Raw genomic sequence first — 18,795 nt, forward strand, 5'->3', positions numbered from 1 at the left:
GGGTTACCGGTTTGCACGGCCCGAGTCGCCCAAGAGGCGAGAATTGGCGCAAAACCGGTTGCCTGCCCGAGGGAACCCCGACACAGTCCGCACCGTCGAACACCAGTTTTCCAATGGGAATCACGGCATGAGCCAAGCAGGAAACGTTCTTTTCATCATCATCGACCAATTGCGGGCCGATTGTCTGCGCGGTGCTCTGGCTGATCATGTCAACCTGCCCAATCTGCGCGCCTTCATGGACGAGGCCGTTTCGTTCGGCCGGCATTTTTCCGTTACCAATCCCTGCGGGCCGTCCCGCGCCTCGATCCTGACCGGGCAATATGCGATGAACCATCGTTCGGTCCGCAATGGAACGCCGCTGCGCCATGACACGCCAAACATCGCCACCGAGATGCGAAAAGCCGGCTATCTGCCGATGCTGTTCGGCTATACAGACACCTCGGCTGATCCACGGGTTCATCATCCGAATGATCCCTCGGTGAAGACCTACGAAAACCCGATGCACGGGTTTCACGAAGTACTCGAAATGCGACTTGAGGAGTCCTTTCCTTGGCGTTCCTACTTGATGCGCCAGGGATACGAGTTCGAAGACTACTGGGATCTCTACAAGCCGGTTTCGCCGGATGGGTCGGCCCCAAAACTGAACGACCCGGCCGTCTACAAGGCCGAGGACAGCGACACCGCATTTCTGACCAACAGTTTTCTGGACGGAATTGCCGCCTATCGGAACTCGGGATGGTTCGCGCATTTGACGTATATCCGTCCGCATCCGCCACTGGTGGCCCCCGCGCCCTACAACCGGATGTACGATCCCGACGCGTTGCCTTTGCCAAACCGTCTACCCAGCCCCGAGGACGAAAAGGCCGTGCACCCGTTCTTTGGACCCGCTCTGGACTCGAATACGCCAAAAGACTGCGTGCGAGGTTTTTCCGAAGTTGGGCAGACGGATGAGAACACGCAGACCCTGCGGGCCGTCTATCTTGGATTGGCAACTGAGGTTGACCATCATATCGGCCGGGTCATCCGCTTTCTCAAGGACAGCGGCCAGTATGACGACACGCTGGTGGTGATCACCGCGGATCATGGCGAGATGCTGGGCGATCATTATTCCTGGGGCAAAATGTCGGTGTATGACGCGGCTTACCACACGCCGCTGATCATTCGCATGCCTGGCAACGCTCAGATGGCCGGCCAGCGTGTCGAAGTGCCGACCGAGTCTATTGATGTCGCCCCCACGATCCTGGACTGGGTTGGGCAAGAGATCCCGAACTCGATGGATGGTCGATCCTTGTTGCCGCTGCTGCGTGGTGCCGTGCCTCAGGACTGGCGCCGGTATTCCTTTAGTGAGCTGGACTTTGCCGATCCGCTGACGCCTACTCAGTTTCAGCGTGATCTTGGAACGGGTCACAGCAACTCGTGTCTGGGCATCCTGCGTGACGAGCGCTTTACTCTGGTCGAGTTTGCAGCCGACCTGTCGCCGTTGTTGTTCGACCACCACGGTCGGGGCGAGGCCGAGAATGTCGCCGCAAACCCTGACTACGCAGCTGATTTGGCGCGGCTTGGTCGTGAAATGTTGCGACACCGTATGCGGAACATGGATCATTCCCTGTCCCTGCATTCCGTGACATCGCAGGGGCCGAAATCAGTGCGCAGGTTCGATTGATCCAGGCGGTTGCCGACGATTTTCCAGATCTGTGCCGCCGCTGGCGGACACAGTTCCGCGCGGCTCGGACGCCAAACAAATTCAGATAATTCAATGGACAAACGATTTCCGTGGGGTATCGTGACCCTGGAAATTCCTGTGCTGATTGCGATCGTCCGGGCCTCCGGACAGCTGACGTTCAGGGTGGACTGAGCGACGCAACAAACCCGAAAGGCGCAGTATGGTCGATTGGCTGGTGAATATCCTGCAAACCTATCCGGAACTGGCTGTCTTCCTCGCCATCGGCATCGGGTTTTTGGTCGGACCAATCAAGGTCATGGGGTTCAGTCTGGGTTCGGTCACGGGCACCCTGTTGGCGGCCGTCGTGATCGGGCAGGCACAGATCAGTATCGATTCAGCGGTGAAGTCCACCTTCTTCATCCTGTTCATCTTCGCAGTTGGTTACGGCGTTGGGCCACAGTTCATTCGCGGCCTCAAGGTTGACGGCGCGCGCGAGGTGCTTTTTGCGCTGAGCGTTCTCGCCCTGTGTCTGATCGTACCGGTCGTGTCGGCCAAGATCGCCGGGCTCGAGCTTGGCTACGCCGCGGGTCTGTATGCCGGGTCGCAAACGATTTCTGCGGCGATCGGAGTGGCGACGGACCAGATCAACCAGTTGGGTTTGTCGGCCGAGCAGGCCAAAACCTATTCCAACCAGATCCCGGTCGCCTATGCGGTGACTTATATCTACGGCACGATCGGGTCTGCGATCATTCTGGCCAAGATCGGCCCGCGTCTGATCGGTGTCGATCTGGTGGCCGCCTGCAAGGAATACGAGGCCAAGCTGAGTGGCGGCGAGGATGTCGAGACCGGAGGCGGCATCGTTTCGGCCTATCGCGCGATCGAGGCGCGCGCCTTTGAAATTCCCGAGGGCAGCGAATTGCTCGGCCAGCCGGTCAAGGACCTGTTGCCCGGCGTCCGCGTCTATGCCGAACGCCTCAGCCGCGGTGGCAAGATCGTCGAGGTTGACGAGGACACGGTGCTGCAAGCGGGTGATGTCGTGATGTTCTCAGGCCGGCGCGGTGATCTTGTCGGAGCGCTCGAGCCCAGCCTCAAGGAAGCGGATGCGCCCGAGCTGCTGAGTATCCCATCGGAAAAACTGGACGTTTTGATCACAAGCAAGGACGTGCACGGCAAGACATTGGATGAGCTCAGCAAGATGCCTCAGGCCCGTGGCGTGTATGTGTCGAAGCTGACGCGCAACATGATTGATCTTCCGCTGCTGCCGGGCACGGTTCTGCATCGCGGTGACATTCTGACCATTCTGGGTAGCAAGCGCCATGTCGAGGCTGCCATTGCCGAAATCGGGTATGCCGACCGGCCCGTTGACACGACCGATCTGGCCTTTGTGGGCTGGGGCATTTTCATCGGGGGTGTCATCGGCACGCTTGCAATTACAATGGGTGGTTTTCCGATCAGCCTGTCGACCACTGGTGGCGCGTTGCTGGCCGGGCTGTTGCTGGGGTGGCTGCGCACCGTTCACCCGACCTTCGGTCGCATTCCCGCACCGTCGCTGTGGTTGATGAATACGCTGGGCCTGAATGTCTTCATCGCGGTCATCGGGATATCGGCCGGGCCCGGTTTCGTGGCCGGTTTGCAGCAGGCGGGTATCGCGCTGTTGTTATGGGGTATTGTGGCCACGTCTTTGCCGATGATTTTCTCGGTTTATGTCGGGCATTACATATTCAAGTTTCACCCCGCCATCCTGTTTGGCGCCTGCGCGGGCGCCCGCACCACGACGGCTGCGCTCGGCATGATCCAGGAGGCCGCGCAAAGCCGGATTCCGGCCCTTGGCTACGGCATGCCCTACGCGATCGGAAACACCCTGCTGACGATATTCGGGATGGTCGTCGTTTTGATCCTCAGTTGATTTGGAAAGGTCTTGAGTCATGGACAGATTGAAGCTGCACGATTACGAAGCCCTCAGCCCCTTTCAGATCAAGGACGAGTTGATCAAGCTGGCCTCGGTCGAGGCGCGTAAATCCAACAGCGCCTTTTTGAATGCCGGCCGGGGCAATCCCAATTGGGTCGCCACCCGCCCGCGTGAAGCGTTCTTTGCGCTTGGCCAGTTTGCTGTGACCGAGTCGCGCCGCGTCATGAATCATCCGGCAGGTCTTGGGGGGATGCCGGCACTGGCAGGTTGCCATGACCGTCTGTTGGAGTGGGGCAGGGCCAATTCCGAGATGCCGGGCGCCGACACGCTTTTGGATGTGGTCGACCACGCCATCCGGGCCTTTGGTTTCGACGCTGACGAATTCGTGCACGAACTGACGGACTCGATCATCGGCGACAACTACCCTGTTCCCGACCGTATTCTTAAGCACAACGCCGCCATCGCCCACGAATACCTGATGTGGGCCATGTGTGCCGGGCACCGTCCCAATGCGCAGTTCGACCTGTTTGCGGTGGAAGGCGGCACGGCGGCCATGTGCTATATCTTCAAATCGCTCAAGGCCAACCGGCTGTTGAACCCGGGCGACACGATTGCCCTGTGCACGCCGATCTTCACGCCCTATCTCGAAATGCCTGAACTTGAGGATTACAGCCTCGAGTCGGTTCACGTGGAAACGGACGAGGAAGATGGGTTCCAACTGACCGATGCTGCGGTCGAGAAGCTGAAGGACCCCAAGGTCAAGGCTTTCTTTCTGGTCAATCCGGGCAACCCGTCGTCGGTGGCCCTTAGCAATGCTTCTCTGCGCAAACTCGCGGATTTGGTCGAGAACCACAGGCCGGACCTGATTGTCCTGACCGATGATGTGTACGGCACATTCGTACATGATTTCACCTCGGTCATGGGCTACATGCCCCGAAACACGATCGGAGTTTATTCCTATTCGAAATATTTCGGCTGCACCGGTTGGCGGCTCGGCGTGATCGCCGTCGCGCAGGATAATATCTTTGACGAAAAGCTCGCCGCGCACCCGTCCGAGATCAAGCAGAAGCTCGACAAGCGTTACGGCACGCTCAGCCTGCACCCCAGCGAGATCAAATTCGTCGACAGGCTCGTGGCCGACAGCCGGGATGTGGCCCTGAACCACACCGCCGGATTGTCCCTGCCGCAGCAGGTCATGATGACACTGTTCTCGCTTTGCGAGTTGGCCGACACAAAGAAAGCCTATCAGACCGCCTGTATCGAACTGGTGCATCGACGGTTCCACCTGCTGACCGAAGCCTTGGGGATCGAGGTCCAGCCGGGCGATCACTACGATGCCTACTACGGCATCATCGACTTCGAATTCTGGCTGCGCAAATACGTCGGCGAAGAGGTTGTGGACTGGATCAAGAAGAACGTCCACCCGTTGGACATCGCGTTCAAACTGGCCGAGGACTACGGGATCGTGCTGCTGAACGGCAGCGGTTTCGATGCGCCGAACTGGTCCGCGCGGGTGTCTTTCGCCAATTTGCCGGACGAGGCATACACCCAGATCGGCCGCGCCGTCCGTTCGGTCGCGCGCGGTTATGTTCAGGCCTATCGGGCGGCGAACAACAAGCCACTTCACGGTTGAATCACCGTTAGCGGTCACGGTCATTTTCTGCGCCTGTGACATCGCGGATGTTGCGTTTTTCGGCTTTATTGATAAACCCGGGTAAATCTGAATCATCGGGAAAAATTATCTATAAAATGTCGGCTACATCGAACACCTGGACCCGCGAAACCGCTCAGGCCATCTATGACCTGCCGCTGATGGATCTTCTGTATCGGGCGCAGACCGTACATCGCGAGAATTTTGACCCCAACAAGGTGCAGATGTCGCGGCTTCTTTCGATCAAGACCGGCGGCTGCGCCGAGGATTGCGCCTATTGCTCGCAATCCGCGCGCAACGGCTCCAAGCTGAGCGCCTCGAAACTGATTGAGGTCGAGCGCGTTCTGGCCGAGGCCCGCAAGGCGCGCGACTCTGGCTCGACCCGGTTCTGCATGGGTGCTGCCTGGCGCGAGCCCAAGGCGCGCGACATGGATGCGCTGGTGGCGATGATTCAGGGCGTCAAGGCGATGGGCATGGAGACCTGTATGACGCTGGGCATGCTGGACGACACCCAGGTGGTGCAGCTGCGCGATGCTGGGCTGGATTACTACAACCACAACATCGACACGTCCGAGCGTTACTACCCCGAGGTCATCACCACCCGCACCTTTGCCGACCGAATCGACACGCTGAACCGCGTGCGCGAGGCGGGGATGAAGGTCTGCTCGGGCGGCATTCTGGGCATGGGCGAAAATGGCGAGGACCGGATCGACATGCTGGTGACGCTGGCCAACCTGCCCGAGGCGCCGGACTCGGTTCCGATCAACATGCTGATGCCGCAGGCCGGTACTCCGCTGGCGGACGCCAAGCCGATCGACCCGATCGATTTCGTGCGCATCATCGCGCTGGCGCGGATCATGATGCCGAAATCCCATGTCCGCCTGTCCGCTGGCCGCAGCGACATGAGCGACGAGATGCAGGCCATGTGCTTCTTTGCCGGTGCCAACTCGATCTTTGCGGGCGACACGCTGCTGACCGCCGAGAACCCCGAAGAAAGCAAGGACGCGATCCTGTTCGCCAAGCTGGGCATCCAGCCGATGGAGGCGGAGTCCGAGGCCCGCGTGGACGCGGCCGAATGACAGCGACCGCAAGGCTGGGCAATGCGCTGAAGGTGCTGGAAACGCGCCATCGGCTGCGCAGGCTTGCGCCCCGTACGGGGTTGGATTTCGCGTCCAACGACTATCTGGGTCTGGCCGGGTCCGACGTTCTGAAACGTGCGGCGCAGGACGCGCTGGACCGGGGCGTTCCGCTGGGCTCGGGCGGGTCGCGCCTGCTGCGCGGCAACCACCCCGAGCACGAGGCGCTGGAAGCCGAGGCCGCCGCCTTTTTCGGCACCGAGGCGGCGCTGTACATGGGCGGCGGGTTTCAGGCCAATCAAGCCATTTTCTCGGCTCTTCCCGCGGCCGGGGATCTGATCCTGCATGACGAGTTGGTCCATGCCAGCGCACATGAAGGGATGCGCCTGGGTCGGGCCGAGACCCGTGGTTTTGCGCATAACGACATTTCGACGGCGCGCGCGGTGCTGGCCGACTGGCGCGCGCAAGGCGGCACGGGCCAGGTCTGGATCGCGGTCGAAAGCGTCTATTCGATGGAGGGCGATCTGGCCCCGTTGACCGCCCTGGCCGAACTGGCCCGAGCCGAGCAGGCAGTACTGGTGGTGGACGAGGCCCACGCCACGGGCGTCTTCGGCCCGAACGGGCAGGGACTGGCCCATGGGTTGGACGCCGAGACGTTGACCCTGCACACCTGCGGCAAGGGGCTGGGCGCCAGCGGCGGGCTGATCTGCGGACCGCGTGAAATGATCGACACCCTGATCAACCGGGCGCGACCGTTCATCTTTGCGACTGCCCCGTCGCCATTGGACGCCGCCATCGTGCGGGGCGCGTTGCGGGCCGTCGGACAGGACCCGGGCCTGACATTGGCCGCGCGCGACCGGATGGCCCATGCCCATGCCGAGGCCGCGCGTCTGTGTGGGTTGATCGGATTTCACAGCCAGATCATGCCCGTCATCGTGGGCGAGGACGCGGCCACGATGGATCGCGCGGCGAAACTCCAGCAGCTGGGGTTTGACGTGCGCGGCATCCGCCCGCCCACCGTGCCGCGCGGCAGCTCGCGGTTGCGGGTTTCGGTCACCGGAAACGTTGGCGCGCAGGACATCACGGCGATGTTTCAGGCCATCGCCGAACAACAGGCAGGACCCGTATGACTACAGTGATCGTGACCGGAACCGACACCGGCGTCGGCAAGACCGTGTTTTCCGCCGGGCTGACCGCGGCCCTAGGTGCGCAATACTGGAAGCCCGTGCAGTCGGGGCTTGAGGAGGAGACCGACAGCCAGATCGTGGCGCGCCTGTCCGGCCAACCGGTCCTGCCCGAGACCTATCTGCTGAACCTGCCCGCCTCGCCGCACCTGTCGGCCGCGGCCGAGGGGGTCGAGATCGACCTTGACCGGCTGAGCCTGCCGCAGACCGATGGCCCGCTGGTGGTCGAAGGGGCAGGGGGCGTCATGGTGCCGCTGACCCGGCAGGCCTATTACCTTGACCTGTTCGCCCGCTGGCAGGCGCCGGTGATCTTGGTGGCCCGGACGGCCCTGGGCACGATCAACCACACGACCCTGTCGCTGATGGCGCTGCGTGGCGCCGGTTGCCCGGTGGTCGGCGTTGCCTTCATTGGCGACCCCGAGCCCGCGGTCGAACAGACCATCATCCAGATGTCGCAGGTGCCCCATTTGGGACGCCTCGCCCGGATCGAGAATCTGACACCCGACACCCTGCGCCACGCCTTCGCGGCGATCGACATGGACACGATCCGAGGTGCCCTGTGACCCCTCTGGAATTTGACGCCCGCCACCTGTGGCACCCCTATACGAACGTGGCCGACCCGGGCCCGATGCATCTGATCGACCGGGCCGAGGGCGTGTATCTGTACCGCGAGGATGGGGCAAAGATGATCGACGCCATGTCCTCGTGGTGGTGCGCCATCCATGGGCACCGCCACCCGGCGATCACCGCCGCCATGCAGCAGCAGCTGGACCGGATGCCCCATGTCATGTTCGGCGGTCTGACCCACCGGCCCGCCATTGATCTTGGCCGCAAGATGGTGGCCCTGCTGCCCGACGGGCTGGACCGGATCTTCTATTGCGACAGCGGCTCGGTCTCGATCGAGGTGGCGATGAAGATGGCGGTGCAGTTCCAGATGGCCCATGGCCGCACCGACAAGGTCGAGTTCGCCACGATCCGCGGTGGCTATCACGGCGACACCTGGAAGGCGATGAGCGTCTGCGACCCCGTCAACGGCATGCACGGGCTGTTCCGCGGCGCGCTGTCGATCCAGCACTTTCTGCCGCGCCCGTCCGTTCGCCTGAGCGACGATTGGCCCGAAAACCCGGCGCAGAACGGGCTCGACGCTCTGGAACAGTTGCTGCGGGACAAGGCGCACCGGCTGGCTGCGCTGGTGCTTGAACCGGTCGTGCAGGGCGCGGGCGGCATGTATTTCTATCACCCCGAGTGGCTGCGCCGGGCCAAAGCTCTGTGTCAGGCCCATGACGTTCTGGTGATCTTCGATGAAATCGCCACCGGATTCGGCCGCACCGGAGAGCTGTTTGCCACCACCCATGCGGGGGTGACGCCGGACATCATCTGCTTGGGCAAGGCGCTGACGGGGGGGCATATCTCGTTCGCCGCAACGGTAACCACCGAACAGGTGGCTTATGGCATCGGCAACAGCGAGGCTGGCGTATTCATGCACGGCCCCACTTACATGGCCAATCCGCTGGCCTGCGCTGCCGGCATCGCCAGCCTCGGCCTGCTCGAAGACGGCGGCTGGCAGGCCCGAGTGCGGACCATCGAGACGCAGATGAAAACCGAATTGGAGCCGGCGCGCGGCCTGCACGGCGTCGCCGATGTGCGGGTGCTGGGCGCCATCGGCGTGATCGAGATGGAGGACACCGTCGATCCGCGTGTCGCGCATCGGCGGGCGCCGGAAACCGGTGTCTGGCTGCGTCCCTTCGCGCGCAACATCTACTGTATGCCGCCCTATGTGATCTCGGGCGAAGAGCTGAGCCGGGTGACGGCGGCCATGGTCGAACTCGCGCGGGGCGACGCATGAGGCGGCACTGGCTGACCCGTGACGGCGGAGCGCAGTTGACGCTGGTCTTCGGCGGGTGGGCGCTGGGGCCTGCGCCGTTTGCGCGCCTGATCGGGGCGGCGGATGTTCTTGTGGTTGACGACTATCGCAGCCTTGACGATGCGCTGCCCGAAACCTGCGGCTATGATGCGGTCCGATTGCTGGCCTATTCCTTCGGGGTCGCGTCGGCGGCGCATTGGCTGGCGGGTCACGGGCTGACCTGCGCGCGCAAGGTTGCGGTCAACGGCACGCTGTTTCCGGTGGATGCGGACCGGGGCATCGCGCCCGAGACGGTGGCGGCCACGGCCGATGGCCTGAGCGCGGCCAGCTTTGCCCGGTTCTGCCGCCGGGCCGGGCTGGATGGCCCCGCGCCCGGGATCGATTTTGCCGCCGCAGCCGAGGAACTGCAGGTCATCGCAGCGCGCGGACCTGCGCCCGATCCCGGGTTCGACCGGGTCTGGATTTCCGCCTCGGACCGCATCGTGCCGACGGCCGCGCAGGAAATGGCCTGGGGCCAATCGGACACCGTGCGCCGCATCCCCGGCCCGCACCAGCCTTTCGCGGCGGGGCAGACCTGGGCGGAGTGGTTCGCATGAACGCCATGCCCACGGACCGCATCCGGCGCAGTTTCAGCCGCAGCTTCGGCAGCTATCACTGCGCCGCTGGCCCGCAGGCCCGGATCGCCCGCGCATTGACGCAGCGGCTGGTCGATCTCGGGGCGCCCAGCCATTTTGGCACCCTGTTCGAAATCGGCTGCGGCACCGGCCATCTGACCGAGGCGCTGCACCAGCAGTTTTCGTTCGATCAGTCCACGCTCAACGACCTGATGGTCGAGGCCCGGGACACTGCGCGGCGATGGGGCGCGGATTTCCTGCCCGGCGATATCCGCAATGTGACATGGCCCGCGCGGCCCGACCTGATCGCCTCGGGCTCGACGGTCCAATGGCTGGACGATCCGGCGGCCGCGGTCCGCCGCGCCATGCATCAGGTCGCACCCGGTGGCTGGGTTGCCATTTCGGGATTTGGCCCCGACCAGTACGCCGAGCTGTCCGCGCTGGGGTCGGCCGCCCGCGCGCCCGGCTTGCGCGCCCCTGATGATCTGGCCGCAGGCATCGGCCCCGAGGTTGAAATCCTTGACCTGTGGCAGGATCGGCAACCGCTGTGGTTCGACACGCCGTTGGACGTGCTGCGCCACCTGCGTGAGACCGGGGTGAACGGCCGCGCGGCGCAGGTCTGGACCCGCGCCGACCTGACCGATTTCAGCACACGTTACCGCGCCGCGTTTTCCGGCCCCGAAGGCGTGCGCCTGACCTATCACCCCGTCTGGATCATCGCCCGCAAACCCGGCTAGGGGCCAACCGGTCGCATCCGGCCCCCCTACACCTGCCCGAAATCTGGTGATAGGCCTGTGCTGAGGGGAGGATCGGCTTGGACATTTCCGAACAGCGCATCAAAGAGATGACCACCGCAGGGCTGAACCTGATCGGTCAGGCCCTGTCGATCTATGACGACAAGCTGCGCCTTGTGGTCAGCAACAAGCGCTTTCAGGAAATGTTCGACCTGCCCGAAGCCCTGGTGCAGCCCGGTGCGCTGTTCAGCGACACGATCCATTTTCTGGCCAGCCGGGGCGAATACGGCCACGATCAATCGGTCGAGGATCTGGTCAGTGTCCGGGTCGAACAGGCCTTGGCGTTCGCGCCGCACTACATGGAGCGCGTGCGCCCCAACGGGCAGGTGATCTCGATCGAGGGTGCACCCCTGCCCACCGGTGGCTGGGTTGCCGTCTATACCGACATAACCAGCACCAAACGGGTCGAAGAGCTTCTGCGCAGCCGGTCCGAAGAACTTTCGGACCAGTTGCTGAGCCATGCCGAAGAGCTTTCGGCTACCAACCGGCAATTGGCCGCCACGATCAGCGCGCTGGAAGAGGCCAAGCGCCAGCTGACCGAGATCGAAGCGCGCACCCGCATGACCACCGAGATGATGCCGGCCCATATCGCGCATCTGGATGCCGAGGGGCGGTACGACTACTCCAACCGGCGGCTCAGTTCGGTCCTGCCGGGGCGGCCGTCTGACATCCTGGGGCTGCACATTTCGCAGGCCCTCGGCTCGCATGCCTACGAGAGGGTCCGGCCGCATCTGCAACAGGCCTATGACGGTCAGGCCTCGGTGTTCGAATTCACCGAGGATCAGGATTCGCGCCGCATCCGTGTCTCGTTCACGCCCGATGGCACGGGCGGCGTCTATATCATGTCGGTGGACATCACCGAGGAAACACAGGCCCGCGTGGCCCTGCAGCAGACCCGACGCCGGGCGATGGCCGCGCAGATGACCAGCGGGCTGGCGCATGATTTCTCGAACCTGTTGACCATCATCCTGGGCATGCAGGCCAAACTGGAAAAGATGGACCTACCCGAAGACGCCGCCGAGCTTGTCGCGGCAACCCAGCAGACCGCGCGGCGCGGCGGGCAACTTCTGAACCGCATCGCGGACATGACCGGCAACCGCACCCCGCAACCACAGGCCACCGACATGCGCGGCCTGCTCGAGGATCTGCGGGTGCTGGCCTCGCCTTCGCTCCCGCGTGGGGTGGGGCTGTCGGTGGTCAACACCCTGCCGGACGAGGCGCTGATGCTGGACCCGGGCATGGTTCAGGACGCGTTGTTGAACCTCGTGCTGAACGCCCGCGACGCCTGCGGCAGCAGCGGTCAGATCACCATCAGTGCTCATGCGATCGGCCGGATCTGGGTGGAAATCACCGTATCCGATACCGGTCCGGGGTTTTCGCCGGATGCGCTGGACAAGGCGCTGAATCCGTTTTTTACCACCAAGGGCAGTAAGGGGTCGGGTCTGGGCCTGCCGATGGTCTACGACACGGTCAAGCTGGCAGGCGGAGACCTGCAACTGCGCAACACGCCCTCGGGCGCATCCGTAATGCTGCGGCTGCCTTACCGGCCCGCGCCGCCCGTTCAGTCGGGCCTGGCGCTGCTGGTCGAGGACAGCGACGACTTGCGCCACCAGTTCCGCGACATGCTGGTCGATCTGGGGCTCTCGGTGATCGAGGCGACCTCGGCGGATGAGGCGCTGGTCCTGGCCACCAGCCTGGACGGCATCTCGCTGATCCTGTCGGACATCCGGCTGGAGGGCGCTGCCACCGGCATTGATCTGGTCGAACGGCTTGCTCTGCCAATTCCCGTGATCCTGATGACCTCGTTGCCCTATGATGATCCGCTGCACCGTCAGGCTCTTGCCAAGGCACCGGTCCTGCGCAAACCCTTCACCCGCGCGCAATTGTCCGCGCTGATCCGAACCGAGGCCGCCTGATGACCCAACCCCTGGTGACCATTCTGGACGACGAACCCGAAATCCGCCGGATTCTGACTGAGGCGCTTGAGGATGCCGGGTTTAGAACGCAGAGCTTTGCCCGCGCCCGTGAATTCGAAGCGTCTCTGAAACGGGTCACGCCCGATGTCTGCCTGGTGGACCTGTCGCTGCCGGATACAGACGGGTTGGCGCTGGTGCATCGGCTGGCGCTGGAACAGGGGGCGGCGGTCATCATCATTTCGGGTCGGGCACAGGTGCAGGACCGGGTAACGGGACTGGAGTTGGGGGCCGATGACTACATCACCAAACCCTTTGACCCGGCCGAGGTGGTGGCCCGCATCCGCGCCCGTCTGCGTGCGCCCAAGGCACAGCAACACCATTCGGATGTGGCCCGGTTCAACGGCTGGACCGCCTATTTCGATCGCTATGTGTTGGAGTCCGATACCGGCGCTGAAACGCCGTTCAGCCATGCTGAAGGCGAAGTGTTGCGGTTGTTTCTGGAAAGCCCCAAACGCCTGATCAGCCGCGCGCAGATGCAGGAAACACTGGGTGGCGCAGCCGGTGAAAGCTTTGACAGGGCGATGGACGTGCGTATTTCCCGCCTGCGCACGAAGCTTGGTGAAGACCCGAAAAACCCGCGCCTTATCAAGACGATATACGGCGCGGGGTATATCTTTCTGGGGGATGTCGCATGGGATTGACCAATTCTGCGGGTTGAATTTGACCTGCACGACGCCGAACCAAACCACTGGTGAAGCGGTCTTGTTTCTTGGGCTGCCTCTGGAAATCCGGCTGAAGTGACCTTAACTTCTGCCGGCTACACTTTGCGGTGCGGTGTTGAAGCGCGTACTTATGGCAGCTTGCAAACTCTGCACTGACGCGCAAGAAAGCATCAGCTTGATTTGGAGACCCTTATGATCAGGAAAACCTGGGCCAAGTGGCGATCCGGCCATATCGGTCGGCTGGTGGGCGACAGTCTGCGTTCGCAGGGCAAAAAATACACTGTTGCGATGTCCGCGATGATGATCGTAGCTATGACCACGGCCGGAACGGCCTATATGATGGAGAACATCGTTGACGCCATGACTTCGCCTGACATGCGGTCTCAGGTTCATATCATCGCGTCAGCCGTTATCGTGCTGTTTCTGGTCAAGGCGTTGGCTTCTTACGTCCAGTCCGTGTTTCTGGCGCGCGCCGGCAACCGCATCATCGCCGAGCAACAGGAGAAGTTGTACAAAAAACTGCTTCGGCGTGGGGTGGATTTCTTTTCAAAAAGCGAGTCTTCGGACCTTCTGATGCGTGTGACCCGGGGCGCGGGTGCAGCGCGGACGCTGGTCGACGTGATCGTGACCACGTTCGTTCGGGATGCGCTGACGCTCGTGGGTCTCATCTTTGTGATGGTCTACCAGCAGCCAGTGCTGTCAGGGCTATTTTTTATTGTTGGACCCATAGCATTGCTCGGTGTGCGCTATCTTTTGAAAAGCGTCCGCTCGATCATGCAATCCGAGCTCAAGTCACTGGCTGAAATCATCCGGGTTCTGCAGGAAACATCGGCCGGGATCAAAATCATCAAGGTCTTCGCACTCGAAGATCGAATGACCGAGCGGATGAACTCGGCCATAAGAAGCGTTGAAAAACGCTCGAACGAAATTGCCAAGCTGCAGTCCATCGCCAGCCCAATGATGGAATTTCTGGCCGGTGTAGCCGTTGCCGGCGTGTTGGTCGTCAGCACAATGGGAATTGCCGGAACTGAACCGCCGACCGCGGGTCAGCTGATGTCCTTCATCACGGCGCTTCTGATGGCCTATGAACCGGCCAAGCGGCTGTCCCGGATGCGGGTGACCATCGAATCCACGTTGGTTCCGATCGAGATGATGTTCGAACTGCTGGATCAGGAAGACCCAATGCGCGAAAGCCCGCAACCGCAAGAGCTGCGGTCCGGTCCGGGCGAGGTGCGCCTGCGGAACGTCACCTTTGGCTACAGCGGTGGTATGCCGGTGATCAATGGAATGAACCTGACCTTTGAGGCCGGAAAGACAACCGCGCTTGTGGGGCAGTCGGGTGGAGGCAAGTCCACGATCTTTGGCCTCATCATGCGGTTCTACGATCCTGACCAAGGCTCTGTCGAGATCGACGGACAGAATTTGCAGGATGTCAGCTTTGCCTCGTTGCGGCGCAAGATTTCTTATGTTGGCCAGGATACGTTTTTGTTCTCCGCGACGGTCATGGAAAACCTGCGATATGCCCGTCCCGATGCGACCGAAGACGAGATTCGCGATGCGGCCAAAGCCGCGCATGCGCATGACTTCATCATGTCGCTGCCCAAGGGATACAACACCGAAGTCGGAGAGAACGGTGCGTTTCTGTCGGGAGGGCAGAAACAGCGGTTGGCCATTGCCCGCGCCATTCTTCGGAAGGCTGAAATTCTGCTACTCGACGAAGCGACCAGCGCGCTGGATGCCGAGTCCGAGGCTCTGGTGAAGCAGGCGTTAGATAAGCTGACGGAGAACGTGACCACGATCGTCATCGCTCACCGGCTGTCGACCGTGCTTGAGGCAGACAAGATCATGGTTGTCCAGGACGGTCAGGTGATCGAACAGGGCAAGTTGGATGAGTTGATGGAACAGAATGGCAGCTTCCGCCGCCTGTTCGATCAGCAATTCAAGACACCGGCTGCATAATCAATCCCGCAAAGCCTGGTTCTTTACCTTGAGAACAGGCTGGATGAGGTAGTCGAGAACGGTCTTCCTGCCGGCCAGAATGTCAACTTGTGCGATCATCCCCGGAATGATCTCTACCGCCAAGCCATCGGCGTCCAACAAGGTGCCGCTGGTTCGGATTTCGACGACGAAGACTTCCTCGTCCTGCCGCTCTGACCTTGTAATCGTATCTGCACCGATGCGAACAATTTCACCGTCCAGCGCGCCGTATCTGGCAAAATCATAGGCGGTGATCTTGACCTTGACCTGCTGACCTGCGCGCAGGAATGCGATGTCGTCAGGGCGGACATAGGCTTCGACCAGCAAGTTGTCGTCCAGTGGAACGATTTCGACAAGATCCTCGCCGCTGCGCGCTAAACCACCCAAAGTCGTGCGGTGGATTCGGTTTACGATGCCCCGGACTGGCGTACGAACCTGCGCGCGCGCCGCGCGGTTCTCCAACGCGGGCAGGGCGGGCTCAAGCGCCGCAAGCTGCGCAGTGGCAATGGCAAGATCGGTCAGTGCCGCGCTGCGAAACCGGCTTTTGGTAGCCGTGATGCGGTCATCGATTTCACTCAGCCCGGTTTCCAGGCGGTTTGCAGCGGCCTCGGCCCTTACCTTCCGCCCCTTCCATTCCGCCTCGCTGCGTCGCAGGGCCAGCAGAGTTGTCGCAGGTTCCATCTTGCGGCGGACCAGAGGCTCCATCAAAGTGCGCTCTTCGGACAGGACCTTGAGTGTTTCTTCTGCAGTGACCCGGTCCACCAACCCCTCTTCCAATTCGCGCTGCCTCTGCTCACGTTGGCGTTCCAGAATGGCGATCTCGTCGGCCAACTCCGATTTTCGGCCGAGATAAAGAGCCGTTTCCGAGCGAACGACGTCCGGTGCTTGTTGCACAAGCTCGGGCTCGAACCGCAAATCGGATCCGTCAATTTCGGCCTGCAATCGCTTAATACGCGCCCTTAGTCCCAATGCCCGTTGCCGCTCGGTGTCCAACTCGCTGCCGACTTGTGTCGCGTCCAATTCCATCAGCAAAGCGTTCTTGTCGACGATTTGACCCTCTTGAACATGAACAGCCTGAAGAACCGCGGGTTCGGTTGCTTCGATCACCTGAACGTCGCTAGACGGCACAACGCGACCGTCCGCGCGGACCACGTCGTCCAGTTCGGTGACGAAAGCCCAGACGCCGGCGGTCAACATGCAGCCCATTAGGGCCAGCAGCAAAACCGAACCGCGAAACCCCGAGCCGCCGTTCATCTCGCGGGCCAATCTTGCAAGGTCAGGATGCCGCGACATTCATGTGCCTCCGCGCGTCTTTGGCTCGGTTGGTGAGAACTGACTTGACAGCGTCAACGCCCACTTTACCGTTTTCGATCACGATGACCCGGTCGACCAGTTCCAACAGACTGGCCCGATGCGTAACGATGACCATAGTCGTATCCGCAGCCGCTGCCTTCAGCCGCTGAATGATGTTTGCCTCGTTCTTGAGATCCATCGCGCTGGTGGGTTCGTCCAGCAACAGGACGGGCGGCTGCCCGATCAATGCCCGGGCTAGGGCTATCGTCTGACGTTGCCCGCCCGAGAGCCCTTCGCCACGTTCGGCCAGCATAAGATCGTACCCGCTGGGATGCCGCGATACAAAGTCTTCGACGCCCGAAATGCGCCCGGCCCGGATTAGATCTTCGTCGCGCGGGCGGACTGCACCGGCCATAATGTTTTCGCGGACCGAGCCCGAAAACAGCCAAATATCCTGCAGGACCGACCCAATGTTGCGCCGAAGGTCCCCCGGATCAATCTGGCGGATGTCAATCCCATCCAAAAGAACCGAACCGATACGGGGCTGGTACAATCCCAGAAGCAGTCTTGCGATGGTGCTTTTTCCTGATCCGATCCGGCCGAGAATCGCAACTTTTTCCCCCGGTTTGATGTCGAAGGACACGCCTTTCAGTGTGTCCTCATCCTGGTCTGGGTAGGCGAAATACACGTTGTTGAACGTGATACGCCCTTTGAAGTTGGAGCGGCTGATCCAGGTGCGCCCCGGCGGCCGCTCACTGTCGGCTTGCATCATTGCGTCTAGGTTCCGGTATGCACTGTGCGCCTGGTTGAACCGAGTCAGTGTTTGAGACAGCTGACCAAGAGGTGCCAAAGCCCGTCCGGTCAGCATCACTGAGGCGACCAAAGCGCCCATGCTGGTCAGGCCGTCCGCGATCAGAAAAACACCATAAAATACGATCAGGACCTGGGCCGCCTGCTGAGTGAAACCGGTCAGGTTCAATGCGAATTGAGTGATGGCACGCGACCGAACACTGTTGCCGGATTGTCGTTCGATCGCCTCTTCCCAGCGTCGCCGCATCGTGCCGGCCGCAGTGGTCGTCTTGATCGTTTCCAGACCGGCCAGAGTTTCGATCAGCACGGATTGCTTTGACTGGCCATCCAAAAAACTGCGTTCCGCCAAGCGGGACAAAAGCGGCTGAATGGCGAGCCCGGCGATCAGCACGACTGGTACGGCGAGAGCTGGGATCAGAACCAGCGGTCCGCCGACCATGTAGATCGTAAGCAAGAACAGACCGATGAACGGCAAATCAACCACCATGACCAGCGTAGCCGACGTGAAGAACTCGCGGAGTGTTTCGAACTCACGCACCGTGTTCGCCATGGCGCCGGTTGATCCGGTTCGGGACTTCATCTGGATATTCAGAAGTTGATCGAAAACACGCCGACCCATCAACATGTCCGCATTCTGTCCTGCCCTGTCGATGAAACTGGCGCGCAGGATCTTCAGCACAAAATCAAAAAACAGCGCGATGCCGACACCGATGGTCAATGCGACCAGAGATTCCACGGCTTCATTTGGCAGAACCCGGTCATAAACGGTCATGATGAAAACCGAGGTTGAAAGCCCCAGAATATTCGTCAGAGCCGCGGCCAGAGCAACCTGCAAGTACGACCACCGATTGGCCACAAGCGCTGATCGGAACCAGTGACGGCTTGGTTGGCTTGGGTTGTTGTTGATTTCCTCGGAGTATGCTCGACGAAACAACATCGCATAGCCGGAATAGACGGCGTCGAGCTGGCATTCATCCATCTCACCAATGCTGTCTCCAAGCTCTGGGTCGTGGATCAACAGACGGCCAGACTTCGAACGGCCATGGTAGACCACGGCCCGCTGGTCCTCGAGCAACAGTATCGCCGGTGCGAGGCTGGGATCAAACTCCGACAGCCGGCGCGGCCCAAAGCCCGCCTGCAATCCATGGTCATGGGCCAGTGCGATCGCGTCCTGCACCTTCAACCCACCAGAGACCGAGGATTGGGCCGCCAAAAGGCTGGCTTTGGTCAATGGCCGGCCAAGCTCTGCCGCCACATGCAGCAGACATTCCTCAAAGTTGGTGAGGGGCAGGGATGTAGGAGGCTGGCTGCGTTGGGTCATG

The 18,795-nt window shown here is 61.6% G+C and carries 14 protein-coding genes; 12 read left to right on the forward strand and 2 right to left on the reverse strand.

The genetic code is table 11. The features are described 5' to 3' along the window. The first annotated feature begins 127 nt into the window (after positions 1-127). The 12 genes from ACR0NB_RS17080 (at position 128) to ACR0NB_RS17135 (ending at position 15,352) form a co-directional block, all read left to right on the forward strand. Complete coding sequence (locus tag ACR0NB_RS17080) at positions 128-1,663, forward strand: sulfatase-like hydrolase/transferase (RefSeq protein WP_480776339.1); 1,536 nt, start codon at positions 128-130, stop codon at positions 1,661-1,663. Between the two features lie 220 nt (positions 1,664-1,883). Continuing rightward, the gene (aspT, locus tag ACR0NB_RS17085) at positions 1,884-3,569 is read left to right on the forward strand and encodes an aspartate-alanine antiporter (protein WP_480776340.1); all 1,686 of its coding nucleotides are present in this window, start codon (positions 1,884-1,886) and stop codon (positions 3,567-3,569) included. A 19-nt stretch (positions 3,570-3,588) separates the two neighbouring features. After that, positions 3,589-5,205: a bifunctional aspartate transaminase/aspartate 4-decarboxylase gene (locus tag ACR0NB_RS17090; protein WP_480776341.1), complete on the forward strand. Its 1,617-nt coding sequence runs from the start codon at positions 3,589-3,591 to the stop codon at positions 5,203-5,205. Positions 5,206-5,321: 116 nt separating this feature from the next. Beyond that, on the forward strand, positions 5,322-6,302 hold the full coding sequence (bioB, locus tag ACR0NB_RS17095) for a biotin synthase BioB (RefSeq protein ID WP_480776342.1): 981 nt from the start codon (positions 5,322-5,324) through the stop codon (positions 6,300-6,302). Continuing rightward, positions 6,299-7,429, forward strand: a complete 1,131-nt coding sequence (locus tag ACR0NB_RS17100; protein ID WP_480776343.1) for an 8-amino-7-oxononanoate synthase — start codon at positions 6,299-6,301, stop codon at positions 7,427-7,429. The genes bioB and ACR0NB_RS17100 overlap by 4 nt, the downstream gene beginning before the upstream one ends. Next, positions 7,426-8,046: a dethiobiotin synthase gene (bioD, locus tag ACR0NB_RS17105; protein ID WP_480776344.1), complete on the forward strand. Its 621-nt coding sequence runs from the start codon at positions 7,426-7,428 to the stop codon at positions 8,044-8,046. Before ACR0NB_RS17100 ends, bioD begins: the two co-directional genes overlap by 4 nt. After that, complete coding sequence (bioA, locus tag ACR0NB_RS17110; protein WP_480776345.1) at positions 8,043-9,329, forward strand: adenosylmethionine--8-amino-7-oxononanoate transaminase; 1,287 nt, start codon at positions 8,043-8,045, stop codon at positions 9,327-9,329. Before bioD ends, bioA begins: the two co-directional genes overlap by 4 nt. Next, positions 9,326-9,943, forward strand: a complete 618-nt coding sequence (locus ACR0NB_RS17115; RefSeq protein ID WP_480776346.1) for a pimeloyl-ACP methyl esterase BioG family protein — start codon at positions 9,326-9,328, stop codon at positions 9,941-9,943. Before bioA ends, ACR0NB_RS17115 begins: the two co-directional genes overlap by 4 nt. Then, positions 9,940-10,698, forward strand: coding sequence for a methyltransferase domain-containing protein (locus tag ACR0NB_RS17120; protein WP_480776347.1), 759 nt, complete (start codon positions 9,940-9,942; stop codon positions 10,696-10,698). Before ACR0NB_RS17115 ends, ACR0NB_RS17120 begins: the two co-directional genes overlap by 4 nt. A gap of 107 nt (positions 10,699-10,805) precedes the next feature. Then, the gene (locus tag ACR0NB_RS17125) at positions 10,806-12,671 is read left to right on the forward strand and encodes a PAS-domain containing protein (RefSeq protein WP_480776378.1); all 1,866 of its coding nucleotides are present in this window, start codon (positions 10,806-10,808) and stop codon (positions 12,669-12,671) included. Continuing rightward, positions 12,671-13,372, forward strand: a complete 702-nt coding sequence (locus ACR0NB_RS17130; protein WP_170341365.1) for a response regulator transcription factor — start codon at positions 12,671-12,673, stop codon at positions 13,370-13,372. Before ACR0NB_RS17125 ends, ACR0NB_RS17130 begins: the two co-directional genes overlap by 1 nt. 213 nt (positions 13,373-13,585) lie before the next feature. Then, on the forward strand, positions 13,586-15,352 hold the full coding sequence (locus ACR0NB_RS17135) for an ABC transporter ATP-binding protein (RefSeq protein WP_480776348.1): 1,767 nt from the start codon (positions 13,586-13,588) through the stop codon (positions 15,350-15,352). Here ACR0NB_RS17135 and ACR0NB_RS17140 read toward each other — a convergent pair whose 3' ends face one another. Then, the gene (locus ACR0NB_RS17140) at positions 15,353-16,663 is read right to left on the reverse strand and encodes an HlyD family type I secretion periplasmic adaptor subunit (RefSeq protein WP_480776349.1); all 1,311 of its coding nucleotides are present in this window, start codon (positions 16,661-16,663) and stop codon (positions 15,353-15,355) included. It lies immediately after the preceding gene. After that, positions 16,647-18,794 (reverse strand): type I secretion system permease/ATPase, encoded by a 2,148-nt coding sequence (locus ACR0NB_RS17145; protein WP_480776350.1) that lies wholly within the window; start codon positions 18,792-18,794, stop codon positions 16,647-16,649. The genes ACR0NB_RS17140 and ACR0NB_RS17145 overlap by 17 nt, the downstream gene beginning before the upstream one ends. Position 18,795 lies beyond the last annotated feature (1 nt).

This window comes from Ruegeria sp. CG3 (genome assembly GCF_056537205.1).